The sequence below is a fragment of the Achromobacter sp. JCM 18799 genome, assembly GCF_055395645.1.
Genome location: NZ_AP043866.1, coordinates 5,735,409 through 5,749,142 on the forward strand (window position 1 = coordinate 5,735,409; position 13,734 = coordinate 5,749,142).

Consider the following 13,734-nt stretch of genomic DNA (forward strand, 5'->3'; position numbering starts at 1 on the left):
GGCCCCTGCCGGTGCTTCAGGCGGCGGGCGCCGAGGCAGGGGCTCCGTGCCCCAGCCCCAGATACACCTCGACCACGCGCGGGTCCTCCGCCACCTGGGCGGCCGGGCCTTCCAGCGTGACGGCGCCGGTTTCCAACACGTAGGCATAGTCCGCCACCTGCAGCGCGGCGCGGGCGTTCTGTTCGATCAGCAGGATGGACACGCCCATCTCGCGCAGGCGCGTGACGATGCGGAACACCTCGCGCACGATGCGCGGCGCCAGCCCCAGGCTGGGTTCGTCCAGCATCAGCAGCTTGGGCTTGGCCATCAGCGCGCGGCCCACCGCCAGCATCTGGCGTTCGCCGCCGGACAGCGTGCCGGAGAGCTGGAGGCGGCGCTCCTTCAAGCGCGGAAACAGTTCATAGACCTCGGCCAGCGTCTGGTCCTGGTCGCGCAGGCCGCTGCGGAAACGGTGGAACGCGCCCAGCATCAGGTTGTCTTCCACCGTCATCTCGGCGAACAGCTCGCGCTTTTCAGGCACCAGGTTCATGCCGGCCGCCACCATTTCCTCGATCTCGGCATGTTCCTGCACCTTGCCGCCGAAGACGATCCGGCCGCTGGACGGCAGCACGCCCATGATGGCCGACAGCAGCGTGGTCTTGCCGGCGCCGTTGGGGCCGATCACGGTCACGATCTGGCCTTCGCCCACTTCCAGGCTGACGCCCGAGACGGCCTCGATCTTGTCGTAGGCCACGCGCAGGTCGCGCACTTCCAGCAATTTCGCGCTCATCATTCCACTCCGCCCAGATAGGCTTCAAGCACCGCGGGGTTGTGCTGGATCTCGGCGGGCAGGCCTTCGGCGATCTTCTCGCCGAAGTCCATGACCACCACGCGGTCCACCAGCCCCATCACGAAGTCCATGTCGTGCTCCACCAGCAGGATGGCCATGCCTTCGGCGCGCAGCTTCTTCAGCAATTCGGCCAGTTCGCATTTTTCCTGGTAGCGCAGGCCGGCGGCGGGTTCGTCCAGCAGCAGGATGCAGGGATCGGACGCCAGCGCGCGGGCGATTTCCAGAATGCGCTGTTGCCCCAGGGCCAGCGAGCCGGCCTCGTCGTGCAGATGCTTGCCCAGGCCCACGCGTTCGACCTGGCGCGCGGCTTCGGCCAGCAGGCGCGCTTCTTCGGCGCGGTCCAGCCGCCAGGCGGCCGGCAGTACGCCGCGATGGCCGCGCAGGTGGGCGCCGATGGCCACGTTTTCCAGCACGCTCATGCGGCCCAGCAGGCGCACGTGCTGGAAGGTGCGCGACAGTCCCAGCCGCGCAATGCGGCGCGCGCCGGCGCCGGCCACGGAATGGCCCAGCAGCGTTACCGTGCCGGAAGTCGGCGTGTCCACGCCCGAGATCTGGTTGAACATGGTGCTCTTGCCCGCGCCGTTGGGACCGATCAGCGCCAGGACTTCGCCGGCGCGGATTTCCAGGTTCATGGCGTTGTTGGCGACCAGGCCGCCGAACTTGCGGGTCACGTCCACGGCCTTCAACACCACCTCGCCGCGCGGCGGCATGGGCTTGCGCGGCAGCGGCTCGGCATTCATGTCCAGCTTGCGCTGCTGCTTCTTCACCGGCACGCAGCGCGTCAGCACCGGCCACAGGCCGCTGCGGGCGCGGTGCAGCAGCAGCACCATGCCGAAGCCGAACACGATTACCTCGAAGTTGCCGGTCTGGCCCAGCAGCCTGGGCATCCAGTCCTGCAGCCATTGCTTGAGCACGGTGAAGACGCCCGCGCCGACCAGCGCGCCCCACACCTGCCCCGCGCCGCCGATGACGGTCATGAACAGGTATTCGATGCCCATCTGCAGGCCGAAGGGGTTGGGGTTCACGAAGCGCTGCATGTGCGCGTACAGCCAGCCCGAGGCGCAGGCCTGCAGCGCCGCGATGATGAAGATCACCATGCGCGAGCGCGCCGTGTCGACGCCCATCGATTCAGCCATCACGCGGCCGCCCTTGAGCGCCCGGATGGCGCGGCCTTCGCGCGAATCCAGCAGATTCTGGGTGGACCACACCGCCACCAGCAGGAAGGCCCAGATCAGGTAGTAGATGTTGTCGCCCTGGTTCAGCGTCCAGCCGAACAGGTTGATGGCGGGAATGTCCGGGATGCCGGTGTGGCCGCCCAGGCCTTCGACCGAGCCGAAGACGAAATACAGCGACAGGCCCCAGGCGATGGTGCCCAGCGGCAGGAAATGCCCCGACAGCTTCAGCGTGATCGCGCCCAGCAGATAGGCGATGACCAGCGTCAGCAGCAGCCCCGCCAGCAGGGTCAGCCAGGGCGATGCGCCCAGCCATGCCAGCCAGGACGGCAGCGTGTCCGCGCGGGTGGTCAGCAGCGCCGTGGTGTAGGCGCCCACGCCGACGAACGCGGCCTGCCCGAAGCTCGTCAGGCCGCCGACGCCGGTCAGCAGCACCAGGCCCAGCGCCACCATGGCGTACAGGCCGATGTAGTTCAGCAGCGTCACATAGAACGGCGGCAGCACCAGCGGGCCCAGCGCCAGCAGCGCCAGGAATGCGAGGAGGATGTGGCGCGGGTTCATTCGTCTTCTTCCTCGACGTGATGGCTTTTCAGTGAACGCCAGAGCAGCACGGGGATGATCAGCGTGAACACAATGATTTCTTTGTAGGCGCTGGCCCAGAACGAGGAGAAGGCTTCGATCAGGCCGACCAGGATGGCGCCGGCCGCGGCCAGCGGATAGCTCACCAGGCCGCCGATGATGGCGCCCACGAAGCCCTTCAGGCTGACCATGAAGCCGGAGTCGAAGTACATGGTGGTGATCGGAGCGATCAGGATGCCCGACACCGTTCCGATCAGCGCGGCCAGGAAGAACGTGGCCTTGCCGGCGAAGATCGGCGAAATGCCCATCAGCCGCGCGCCCAGCCGGTTGAAGGCGGCTGCGCGCAGCGCCTTGCCGTACATCGAGCGTTCAAAGAATTGGTAGAGCACGACGATGAGCAGGGCCGACACCGCCACCACCCAAAGCGCCTGGCTGTTGACGTTCAACGGTCCCAGCGCCAGGCTGGCGTCGCTGAACGGCGCCGTGCGCGCGCCTTCCGCGCCGAAGGCCAGCAGCCCCAGGCCGACCAGCGCCAGGTGCACGGCAATGGAGACGATCAGCAGCACCAGCGTCGAGGCCGACGCGATGGGCTGGTAGAACAAGCGGTACAGCTGCGGTCCCATCGGCACCAGCAGCAGCAGCGTCAGCAGCGCCTGCGCGGCCATCGGCAGCTGGGCCAGCGGCAGGTTGTAGAACAGCGCGGCCAGCACCAGCGGATAGGCCAGCTTGACCGCCATGCGCCAGGCGCCGCGGTTGCGCCCGGGGCGCTTGCGCCGCGCCAGCAGATCGGCGCCGACTTCGGCCAGCGCGAAGGCAAACAGCAGCCACACCAGCAGCACCGGCTTGCCGGCCTGCAGCGCGGCCATGGTGAGCGCGCCGAACGCGACGAACTCGCCTTGCGGGATGAACAGCACGCGGGTGACGGTAAAGACCAGCAGGATGGACAAGGCCAGCAGCGCATAGATGGCGCCGTTGGTGATGCCGTCCTGCCCGAGTATCAGGGCAATCTGAGCATTCATGCGAAATTCCGGGTAAGACAGACAAGCAAGCCAGGCACCTCATTCCCCATCCGCGCGCCTACGGAGCAAACTCTGCGCATCCTCGGGATGCCGCGGAGCCGGCTTTGCCGGTCCGCAGGCATGCCCCCTGGGGGGAAGCGCGGAGCGCTTCGGGGGGAGCCCACCTTGCGGAGCCGGCTCTGCCGGTCCGCAGGCATGCCCCCTGGGGGGAAGCGCGCAGCGCTTCGGGGGGAGCCCACCTCGCGGAGCCGGGCTCTGCCGGTCCGCTGGCATGCCCCCCTGGGGGGGAAGCGCGCAGCGCTTCGGGGGGGTTACTTCACTAGTGTCCAGGCGCCGTCCTTGACGGTGATGAGCTCGCGGCCGCGATCGTCAAAGCCGCTGTGGTCGGCAGCCGTCATGTTGTAGACGCCTTGCGTGCCGACCAGCTCCTTGGTCTGTTCCAGGGCATCGCGCAGCGCGCTACGGAACTCCTTGGTGCCCGGCTTGCCGGCCTTTTCAGCCAGCGGCACGGCCTTTTCCAGCAGCAGGCCGGCGTCGTAGACGTTGGCGCCGAAGGTGGCGGGCTTGGATCCGTTGAGCTTTTCGTAGGCGGCGATGTAGTCCGCAGCGACCTTCTTGGACGGGTTGCTGTCCGGCATTTCCGGCAGCACCAGCATCAGGCTGGCGGCCAGCACCGTGCCTTCAACCTTCTTGCCGCCCAGCTTCAGGAAGTCGGGCAGGGCCGCGCCGTGGGTCTGGTAGAACTTGCCCTTGTAACCCTGATCGAACAGGGTGGTCTGCGGCAGCACGCTGGCGGCGCCGGGGGCGGCCACCAACACGGCGTCCGGCTTGGCGGCCAGGATCTTCAGCGCCTGGCCGGTGACCGAGCTGTCAAAGCGCAGATAACGTTCGTTGGCGGCGATCTTGATGCCCTTTTCGGCGGCCAGGCCCGAGAAGACCTTGTACCAGTTCTCGCCGTAGGGATCGTTCAGGCCGATGAAGCCGACGGTCTTGATGCCGGTCTTGGCCATGTGGTCGACCAGCGCGCGCGCAATGATGTCGTCGTTCTGGGTGGTCTTGAAGACCCACTTCTTCTGGTCGTTCATGGGCAGCACGACGGCGGCGGTGCCCACCGGCGCCAGCATCGGCACGCCGGCCTCGGCCGCGAACTGGATCACGCCCATGGCGTTGGGCGAACCCGACGGGCCGATCAGCGCGTCCACGTTCTGCTCCGAAATCAGCTTCTTGAAGGCCGTCACCGAGTTGGTGGAATCGCTGGCGTCATCCAGCGAGATGTATTCCACGGTCAGGTCGCCGATCTTCTTCGGCAGCAGCGGCACGGTGTTCTTCTGGGGAATCCCCACCAGGGCCGTCGGGCCGGTGGATGAGGTAACGACGCCGACCTTGACTTGGGCCAGGGCGGGCAGGGCGAACAGCGCGGCTACCGCGGCGGCAGCGGCCAGGGGGAGTTTCTTCGACAGCATGGCAAAACCTCCGGATAGGGAGCAGGGTGGGGGTGCGGCTGGAAAACGGAGAAAACGGTACTTCTGTGCTTGCTTGGTTTGCTTTAATACTTGTTGCTTAAACTTTCTGTGCGCAGGCTCGCACTGTAGACCTGGTCCGCAGTGCTTACCTATCCGTCAAAACCCGAAGCAGCGCGCGCGATGCGCGTTCAGATGGTGATGGAGCTGACGCTGGCGCCGCCGCAGACGAACAGCGTCTGGCCGGTGACGAAGCTGTTGGCGGGATCCGAGAAGAACATGACGGCGCGCGCCACGTCGTCGGAGCGGCCCAGGCGCTTGACCGGTATGCCGGCTGCCAGCTGTTTCTCGCGTTCGCTGCCGGGCTCGATCACCTCGTAGAACATGTCGGTCTGGATCGGGCCGGGAGCCACCACGTTGACCGTGATGCCATAGGGCGCCAGCTCCAGCGACCAGGTGCGCGCCATGCCCACCATGCCGGCCTTGGTGGCCGAATAGGCGGTGCGGGTCGGCAGGCCCAGCGCGCCGCGCGAGGACATCATCACGATGCGGCCGAACTTGCGCTCCTGCATGCCGGGCAGGGCGGCCTGCACCAGGCTGATGGCCGCGCCCAGGTGGATCTGGGTCAGGCCGTGCAGTTCTTCCTGCGTGACCTGCGGCAGCAGGTTGGGCCAGATGACGCCGGCGTTGTGGATGACGTGGCTGATGGGAAACCGGGCGGCGGCTTCGGCGCCCGCTTGCGCGGTGGCCTCGGCGTCCAGCAGGTCCACCTGCACGTTGTGCAGGCGCGGGTGGCTGAAGTCGGTGGCGCGGCGCGCCATGGAAATCACTTCGTAGCCTGCGTCCAGCATGCTGCGGCAGATTTCGGCGCCGATGCCGGCGCTGCCGCCGGTGACGATGGCGACGTTGGTGTGCGTCATGGATATCCCCCTGTTGTTGTCGTGAGACCGGCTCAGGCGCGGCCGGCTCAGGTGCGGCCGGCTTAGGCCTTGGGCGCCAGCGCCAGCACGCGCAGCGGGCTGCCCGAGCCGCTGCGGATCTTGAGCGGCGCCGAGAAGATCACCGCGCCGGTGGGCGGCAGCTGGTCCAGGTTGGTCATGCATTGCAGGCCGTAGCGGTTGTTGCCGTGCATGTAGTAGTGGCAGGGATAGGGCGGATTCAGGTGATGGGCCTGGCCGGTATCCGTGCCGATCGACTCGGTGCCGAAACCGTGCACGTCGCGCTCCTTGATCAGCCATGGCACCACTTCGGCGTCCGGGCCGGGCGAGTGCGCGCCGTCTTCCTGCAGGTTCAGGTAGTCGGCGGGCTTGGCGCGCTTGGACCAGTCGGTGCGCATCAGCACCCAGGAGCGCGCGGGGATGCGGCCGTGTTGCTCTTCCCACTTTTTCACGAAGTCGATGGTCAGCAGGAAGTCCGGGTTGTCGCGGGACTCCGCCGAGCAGTCGATGACGCAGGCGCTGGCGATGAAGGCCTCGATGGGAATCGTGTCCACCGTGTTGTCGGGCAGGTCCTTGCCCGTGACCCAGTGGGCCGGCGCGTCGAAGTGGGTGCCGGTGTGCTCGGAACACGAGAAGTTGTTCCAGTACCAGGCGGGGCCGCGCTCGTCGTAGCGCGAGATCTCCTCGATGCGGAACGGCCAGGCCTGGCCGAACTCCGGCGGCAGCACGATGGTCGGGAATTCCGGCGTCAGCGTCTCGGTCAGGTCCACCACGCGGATGCGGCCGGACACCAGTTCGGCCATGAATTGGGCAAGAATGTTTTGGCTCATGTGCTGTTCCTTTAGGTTCGTGCGTTGTCGGGGCGGCGGGCCGTCAGGCTCCCAGTTCCCGTTCCAGTCCCTTGGGGTTCTCCGCCAGCCGGGCGCGGAATTCCTGCGCGACATCGCCGACATAGACGTCCTCGATGCCATCCTTCAACGCGCGCACGATGGCGGTGGCGATCGCCGCAGGCGCCACGCGCGGGGGCGGCGTGCGCTGCTCCCATTCGTGATCCACCGGCCCGGGGAACACGTTCACCACCCGCACGCCCGCGCCGCGCATCTCGGCGCGCAGGCATTGCGCCAGGGACAGCGCGGCCGCCTTGGACGCCGACCACATGCCGCGCGACGGCAGGTTCATGTGGGCGTAGATCGACAGCACGTTGACCCAGGCCGTGGCGCTGTTCACGCCGTCCGCGGCGCGTCCGCACAGGGCCGGGCCGAAGCTTTGCGCCAGCCGCATCAGCCCCAGCACGTTCACATCCATGGCGTCGCGCGCCGTATTCACGTCCTTGCGGTTCAGCAGCCCGCCTTCGCGTTCCAGGTCGGCGGTATTCACCAGGATCTCGACCTTGCCGCCGATGGAGGCGGCGACGCGTTCGACCGAATCGGTATCGGTCACGTCCAGCACCACCGCCTGCACGCGCGGGTCGGCCGCCAGCGCGTCGTAGGCGGCGTCGCGCTTCCAGGCCTGCGGGTCGCCCAGGAACACGGTCGGGCAGCCAGCGTCCAGCAGGGCGCGTGCCACCGCCTGGCCCACCGCCGACTTGCCGTCGGTGACGAGCGCGCGGCGGAACTTCGGATCGCACGAGGTTTCGCGCAGGGTCTTGTCGTCTTCCATGTTGGGCGTATTCCTTTCAGGCAGGGCGATCATCACGGCCTGGCCGCTGCGGTCCAGCTTCAGCGCCAGGCGCACGCGGTCGCCGTCGGCGCAGTCCTGGTGCACGTGCGCCACCACCGAGGGCCCGGCCGTCATGCGCACCGTGCCCACGCGCCAGGGCAGGCGTTCGCGGAAATACAGGTCGTTGCTGTGATGCAGGATGGTGCTGACCAGCAGCACGCCGCTGGGATCGGCCGGACGCCAGGGCAGATGCTCGGACAGGCATTGGCCGCAGACCTCGCGGGGCGGGTACTGGACCGCGCCGCAGTCGGCGCAGGTCTGCAGGTCGAAGCGGCCCTCGGCGGCGGCGGCGGTCAGCCCAAGCGCGCTGCGGCTGCGCCAGCCCGGCGGCAGCGTCGGCTGGCGGGTGCGGGCGATCGGATTCTTGCGGGGCGGCTTGGCCAAGGGTTCGGTCATGCGTGGCTCCCCAGGATGGCCGCGGCGGTGCACAGCCCGCGGTCGTAATTGATCATGCCGAAGCCGCTCACCATGCCGAGGCGGGCGTCGGCTACCTGCGTGCCGCCGGCCGTGCCGCTCAGCTGGCGCAGCGCCTCGACCATGCCCAGATAGCCGCCGGCCGCGCCGGCCTGGCCTACCGACAGCTGGCCGCCATTGGTGTTGAAGGGAAAGCTGCCGTCCACGGTGAAGCTGTGGCGGCGCACGAAGTCCGGCGCCTCGCCTTTGGGGCAGAAGCCCAGGTCTTCGATCTGCATCAGGTTGATGACGGGGTAGTCGTCGTAGGCCTGCAGGAAATCCATGTCGCCGGGTTGAACGCCAGCCTGGCCGTAGAGCTCGTCCAGGTCCACGGTCCAGCCGCCGCGCGTCTGGATCGGGTCCTCGATCCAGGCGTTGTGGCGTTCGATGGTCGACAGGATGCGGGCGTAGGGCAGGTTCAGCGCGCGCGCCCGGTCTTCGCTCATGACCAGGAAGCCGTCGGCGCCGGCGCAAGGCATCACGCAATCGAACAGGTGTATCGGGTCGGTGATGACGCGGGCGTCCAGATACTGGGCCAGCGTCAGCGGCTTTTTCATCAGCGCGTGCGGATAGCGCAGGGCGTTGTCGCGCTGCGCCACGCACAGCTTGCCGAAGTCCTCGCGGGTGGCGCCGGTCGTGCGCATGTAGTTGGCGGTCAGCAGCGCGAAGCTGGCGTTGGGTCCGCCCGCGCCATAGGGATAGACGGCGTCCTGCGCGAAGCGCGAGAACTGGCTGACCGTGTTGCGGAACGAGTCCACGTGGTTGGTGTCGCCGGCGATGCAGGCGACGATGCTGGCGTCGCCTGCCTGCACGGCGCGGGCCGCGCGGCGCAAGGCGGCCACGCCGCTGGCGCCGCCCATGGGGATGTGGTCCAGCCAACGCGGGCTCATGCCCAGGTGCTGCACCAGGCCGACGGCAGTGTCGGGGGCCAGCGTGAAGCTGGACACGCACAGTCCGTCCACCTCGGTCTTGGCGATGCCGGCCTGGCGGATCAGCGCGCCCAGCGCCCGCCCCAGCCACCAGTGGGCGGCATGGGTGGAATAGCGTTCGTACGGAATCGTGACGGGCAGGGCCGCCACCACGCCGTCATAGCCCAGGCGGCTCATCGCGCGGGCTCCTGGCGTTTCTTCATGTGGCCGGTGTCCACGCAGCGGGCCGTGCCGGGCAGCGTGGGCGCCAGGGCTTTCATTTCGCCGCGCTGGATCTTGTTGGTGGTGGTCAGCGGCAGGCTGTCGACGAAGGCGACGTAGCCGGGGGCCTTGTAATAGGCCAGTTGTTCCAGGCTCCATTGCACGATGCTGCGCGCGGCCTCGGCCATTGCGGCGCCCTCGGCCGGCAGGCTCTCGGGCACCACGCAGGCCAGCACTTCGTCGCCGCGCACCGCGTCGGGCACGGCGGCGACCGCCACGGCCTTCACCAGCGGATGCTGCAGCAGCACGCTTTCCACTTCCACGGCGGAGATGTTCTCGCCGCTGCGGCGGATCACGTTCTTCTTGCGGTCCACGAAGCGCAGCGCGCCATCGGCGTCGCGGCGCACGATGTCGCCGGTATGGAACCAGCCGTCTTCCCAGGCCTGGGAGGTCGCGTCCTCGTCCTTGAGGTAGCCGGCGAAGAAGCCGTAGCGCGGGTCGTCGCCGGCGTGGCGCACCAGCAGTTCGCCCGGTTCGCCGGCGGCGGCCTCCAAGCCGGAGTCGGCGACGATGCGCACCAGCACGTCGTCTTCCTCGCGGCCGAAGCAGCTGCTGCCGATGTGGCGCGGCTCATGGTTGGCGATGATGACGGCGCCCGCGCCGGTCTCTGTCATGGCCCAGGCTTCCAGCAGCGGAAAGCCGAAGCGCTCTTCAAAGGGCTGGTGCAGCTTGCGGTCCACGCCCGCGCCGAAGCCGAAGCGGATGGCAGGCTGCTTGTCGCGGGCCGAAGGTTCGGCCTTCATCAGGATGGCGGGCATGACGCCCAGGTAGTGCAGCACCGTCGCGCCCGAGTCGCGCACGCTGTCCCACCAGGTCTTCGGGTGGAAGCGGTCCAGCGGGATCAGGCAGCCGCCGGTCAGCAGCATGGCCATGGCCGAATACGCCATGGCGTTCATGTGGACCAGGGGCAGCGGCGTCAGCATGCGTTCCTGTCCCGGGCGCAGCTCGCACAAGCCGCCGATGCGGGCGTACCAGCCTCCGGCGTGCAGGAAATAGCGGTTGGGCAGGATGCAACCCTTGGGCCGCCCGGTAGTGCCGGACGTGTAGAGCAGGGCGCATTCGGTCAGGACATCGGGCTCGCGGCCCGCCAGCGGCGCGGCGAACGGTGCGGCGGGAGGGGCATCATCGGGACCCATCACGCGCAGTTCGCGGCCGGCGCGCGTTGCGGCGGCCAGCAGGTCGGCGTGGCGCTCGGGCAGCGCCACGGCCAGCGCGATCTCGGAGTGGCCCGTCAGGTATTCCAGTTCCGCTGCGCGCAGGTCGGGGTTGATGGGCACCACCGACACGCCCAACGCGTTCAGCGCGAACCAGTGCAGGAAGAAGGCAGGGCGGTTTTCCAGCAGCAGGCCGGCGCGGTGGCCGTGGCCGTAGCCGGCGCGGGCATAGGCCGTGCGCAGGGCTTCGATGGCCTCGGCGGCCTGGGCGTAGCTCAGTTCGCCCGCGGCGATGCCGTAGGCCTGCGCCGTTTCCGGCAGGATGCACAGGAAGGGCTGGGCGCCGTAGCGGGCCGCGGTGTCGCGGAATGCCTGATGGACCGTGGTGCTCACAAGCCGCTCCTACATGAACAATTGGATATTGCCGAAGGCCGCGTCGCAGTTGACGAGGTCCACGCGCTTGAGCCGGATGCGCAGCGCGCCGTCCCGCTCCACCAGATGGTGGGTGGCCCAGCCCGCGTACAGCGTCTGCGCGTCCTGCCGCGTCTCGACGTAATGAAAGGCGGTGCGCACCACGTGGCGGCCTTCGGCGGGGGCGGCATCGGGATGGCCGTGTTCCACCGTGGGCGCCTGCAGCAGGTGATGGCAGCGGCTCTTGGGCTGTTGCGAGAACGTGCGCTGGCCGGCCAGGCGCTCGACGCGCACGCGCAGCAGCAGCTTGTCTTCGTACATGAGCGAGGCGTGCAGCTTGGGATCGGTCTGGCCATGGGCCAGCGGCATCCAGTAATAGCCGTCTTCGGTGTACAGGTTCAGCCAGTCCTCGAAGCGCAGCTCGTCCAGCATGCGCGCCTCGGCGTAGACAAAATCGATCAACTCGCGGTCGCTTGCGCTCATACCGACTCCGCTCCGGTCATGTAGCGGCCCCATGCGCGGTACTGGTTGCGCATCTGCCATTCATTGGTGCCATTGGTGGCGACGTTCTTCTGGCCGACCTCGTCGGGCGAGTACAGTCGGCCCACGTTGACCCAGTCCCGCGCCCGCGATTGCAGGCCGTCCTGGGCGCGCTCGTACATTTCCAGGTCGTCGTGCCCGACCACCGAGGTCGGCGCGTTGATGAGGCGGTTGTACATGAGCGTGCGCTCCAGCAGCAGGTCGGGCGCGCCCACCAGGCGGAAGGTCCAGGACTCCACCAACGTGCGGTCGGCGGCGATCGGCTTGAACACGCGCAGCGTCTGGATCGGGCCCTTGACCATGATGTTGGGGAAATACACGGTGTTGTGGCGCACGTCGCCCAGGATCTGCTTGGCGCGGTCCTCGCCGTAGGCCGCCACCATGGAGTCCCAGTAGCCCGGAATGCCGGAATACGAGGCATGGATGGAGTCCGACACGCCGGTATGGCCGTGGCCGTTCTCCCACACGCGGATGCCCATGTTCTCGAAGAACTCGTAAGGCGAGATGAAGGGCGCGAACAACTCGACGGCCATGGGTTTGGGCGTGCCTTCCGGCGCCTGTTCCCAGACCTTCACGGCGGTGCCTGCCGAGGACTCGTGCGCCACCATCGGGTGGCAGGTGTCGGTCTGGTTGTCGACCAGCATCTTCCAGTTGCAGCGGTGCATGTAGCGCAGCACGCCGCCGGCGACTTCCAGCCGGCCTTCGGGCGAGCGGTCCACCATGTTGTCCAGGGTGGACAGGGACTCGCCAAAGAAGTCCTCGAAGGACTGGCCTTCCGGGTTCAGGCGGCAGAACACGAAGCCGCGATGGTTCTTCACGTCCTTCACGGCGGCCATGCCCTGGCTCGCTTCGCAGTTTTCCAGGCCGGTGTTCTCGTAGCCCTTCTTCAGCGGGATGGACAGCAGGCTGCCGTCGGTCTTGAAGGTCCAGGCGTGATAGGGGCAGCGGAAGAACTTGCCGGTGTTGCCGCAGGCGTCGCCCGCCACCATGGTGCCCTTGTGCGGGCAGCGGTTGTGCAGCACCCGCACCGTGCGGTCGCTGTGGCGCACCATCACCACCGGCTGGTTGCCCACCGTGGTGGTGATGTAGTCGCCCGGATTGGGAACCTGGCTGTCGTGGCCGACGTAGACCCAGGTGTTGGCGTACAGGCGCTCCATCTCCAGCTCGAACAGCTCCTGGTCGATGAACAGGTCCTTGTGCACCTCGGTGTCGCGCAGCAGGGCGCGGATGGCGTCGGGGTTGTCGCGGTATTTGGCCATGATGGCGCTTCCTTGCGTCGGGGCTACAGGTCCAGCACCAGGCGCGCCGATTTCGCGCGCGAGATGCAGATCTGGATGATCTTGCCGCTGGCCTTCTCGGTGTCCGAGAGGTAGTAGTCGCGGTGGTCGGGTTCGCCTTCCAGCACGGTGGCCTGGCAGACGCCGCATTCGCCGCGCTTGCAGTCGTACATCGGGTCGCAGCCTTCTTCTTCCATGACGTCGATGATGGTCTTGTCGGCGGGGATGGTCAGCACCCGGCCGGACTGGCGCAGCTCGACTTCGAAGGGCTGGTCGCCGGCCTGCGGCGCGGCGGTGGCGAAGAGTTCGAAATGGATATGGGCGTCGGGCCAGTGGCGCGCGTGCGCGCCCTGGATGACCGCGTCGATCAGGCCCTTGGGGCCGCAGACGTACAGGTGTTGGCGCGGCGATGACGCGGCCAGCAGAGCCTGCAGGTCGAAGCGGCAGGACGGATCGTCGTCGGCGTGCAGGCTCAGGTCATCGCCGGCCAGGGCCTGCAGTTCGGGCAGGAAGGCCAGCTGGTCCTTGCTGCGGCCGCAGTAATGCAAATGGAAGGCGCGGCCCGCGGCCTTGAGCGCGGCGGCCATGGAGGCCACCGGTGTGATGCCGATGCCGCCCGCGATCAGCACCACGGGTTCGTCGCCGGCAGGCGATTCGTGCAGCGGGAAATCGTTCTTCGGGCCTTCGACCGTGAGCGTGTCGCCCTCGGCCAGCGCATGCATGTGGCGCGAGCCGCCCTGGCTGGTTTCCTCCAGGCGCACGCCGAGCCGGTATTCCGCGGGCTGGGCGAACTTGCCGGCTTCCGGCGCCAACTGCACCAGCGAATAGCAGCGCGGCTCGCGCAGGCCCGGCACCGTCACCTTCAGGTGCGCGCCCGGTCCGAAGGCGGGCAGGGGGCCGGCGTCCTCGCGCGCCAGCCGGAACGAGCGGATCAGCGGCGATTCCTGCCGGACTTCCCGGACGATGAGTTTCAGTGTCTGCACGGCGTTTGTC

The 13,734-nt window shown here is 68.0% G+C and carries 12 protein-coding genes; all 12 read right to left on the minus strand.

Annotated elements, in window-relative coordinates:
- Positions 1 to 16 precede the first annotated feature (16 nt).
- On the minus strand, positions 17 to 769 hold the full coding sequence (locus tag ACZ5YA_RS27045; protein ID WP_059371589.1) for an ABC transporter ATP-binding protein: 753 nt from the start codon (positions 767 to 769) through the stop codon (positions 17 to 19).
- A complete protein-coding gene (locus tag ACZ5YA_RS27050) occupies positions 769 to 2,562 on the minus strand; it encodes a branched-chain amino acid ABC transporter ATP-binding protein/permease (RefSeq protein ID WP_059371590.1) in 1,794 nt (597 codons plus the stop codon). The genes ACZ5YA_RS27045 and ACZ5YA_RS27050 overlap by 1 nt, the downstream gene beginning before the upstream one ends.
- Positions 2,559 to 3,599 carry a branched-chain amino acid ABC transporter permease gene (locus ACZ5YA_RS27055; RefSeq protein ID WP_059371591.1) on the minus strand — a complete coding sequence of 347 codons (1,041 nt, stop codon included), beginning with the start codon at positions 3,597 to 3,599 and terminating at the stop codon, positions 2,559 to 2,561. The genes ACZ5YA_RS27050 and ACZ5YA_RS27055 overlap by 4 nt, the downstream gene beginning before the upstream one ends.
- Before the next feature lie 311 nt (positions 3,600 to 3,910).
- Positions 3,911 to 5,062 (minus strand): ABC transporter substrate-binding protein, encoded by a 1,152-nt coding sequence (locus tag ACZ5YA_RS27060; RefSeq protein ID WP_118932375.1) that lies wholly within the window; start codon positions 5,060 to 5,062, stop codon positions 3,911 to 3,913.
- 188 nt (positions 5,063 to 5,250) lie between these two features.
- The gene (locus ACZ5YA_RS27065; RefSeq protein WP_464091470.1) at positions 5,251 to 5,979 is read right to left on the minus strand and encodes an SDR family NAD(P)-dependent oxidoreductase; all 729 of its coding nucleotides are present in this window, start codon (positions 5,977 to 5,979) and stop codon (positions 5,251 to 5,253) included.
- Positions 5,980 to 6,041: 62 nt separating this feature from the next.
- Positions 6,042 to 6,827 carry a cyclase family protein gene (locus ACZ5YA_RS27070; protein ID WP_059371594.1) on the minus strand — a complete coding sequence of 262 codons (786 nt, stop codon included), beginning with the start codon at positions 6,825 to 6,827 and terminating at the stop codon, positions 6,042 to 6,044.
- 43 nt (positions 6,828 to 6,870) lie between these two features.
- Positions 6,871 to 8,112: an SDR family NAD(P)-dependent oxidoreductase gene (locus tag ACZ5YA_RS27075; protein ID WP_464091471.1), complete on the minus strand. Its 1,242-nt coding sequence runs from the start codon at positions 8,110 to 8,112 to the stop codon at positions 6,871 to 6,873.
- Positions 8,109 to 9,275, minus strand: coding sequence for a thiolase family protein (locus ACZ5YA_RS27080; RefSeq protein ID WP_059371596.1), 1,167 nt, complete (start codon positions 9,273 to 9,275; stop codon positions 8,109 to 8,111). Before ACZ5YA_RS27080 ends, ACZ5YA_RS27075 begins: the two co-directional genes overlap by 4 nt.
- Entirely contained in the window at positions 9,272 to 10,906 is a 1,635-nt protein-coding gene (locus tag ACZ5YA_RS27085) for an AMP-binding protein (RefSeq protein ID WP_306634077.1), read from the minus strand. The genes ACZ5YA_RS27080 and ACZ5YA_RS27085 overlap by 4 nt, the downstream gene beginning before the upstream one ends.
- Positions 10,907 to 10,915: 9 nt before the next feature.
- A complete protein-coding gene (locus tag ACZ5YA_RS27090) occupies positions 10,916 to 11,407 on the minus strand; it encodes an aromatic-ring-hydroxylating dioxygenase subunit beta (RefSeq protein ID WP_059371598.1) in 492 nt (163 codons plus the stop codon).
- Positions 11,404 to 12,723: an aromatic ring-hydroxylating dioxygenase subunit alpha gene (locus tag ACZ5YA_RS27095; protein WP_059371599.1), complete on the minus strand. Its 1,320-nt coding sequence runs from the start codon at positions 12,721 to 12,723 to the stop codon at positions 11,404 to 11,406. Before ACZ5YA_RS27095 ends, ACZ5YA_RS27090 begins: the two co-directional genes overlap by 4 nt.
- A gap of 23 nt (positions 12,724 to 12,746) precedes the next feature.
- Positions 12,747 to 13,724, minus strand: a complete 978-nt coding sequence (locus ACZ5YA_RS27100; RefSeq protein ID WP_059371600.1) for a PDR/VanB family oxidoreductase — start codon at positions 13,722 to 13,724, stop codon at positions 12,747 to 12,749.
- Positions 13,725 to 13,734: the final 10 nt, after the last annotated feature.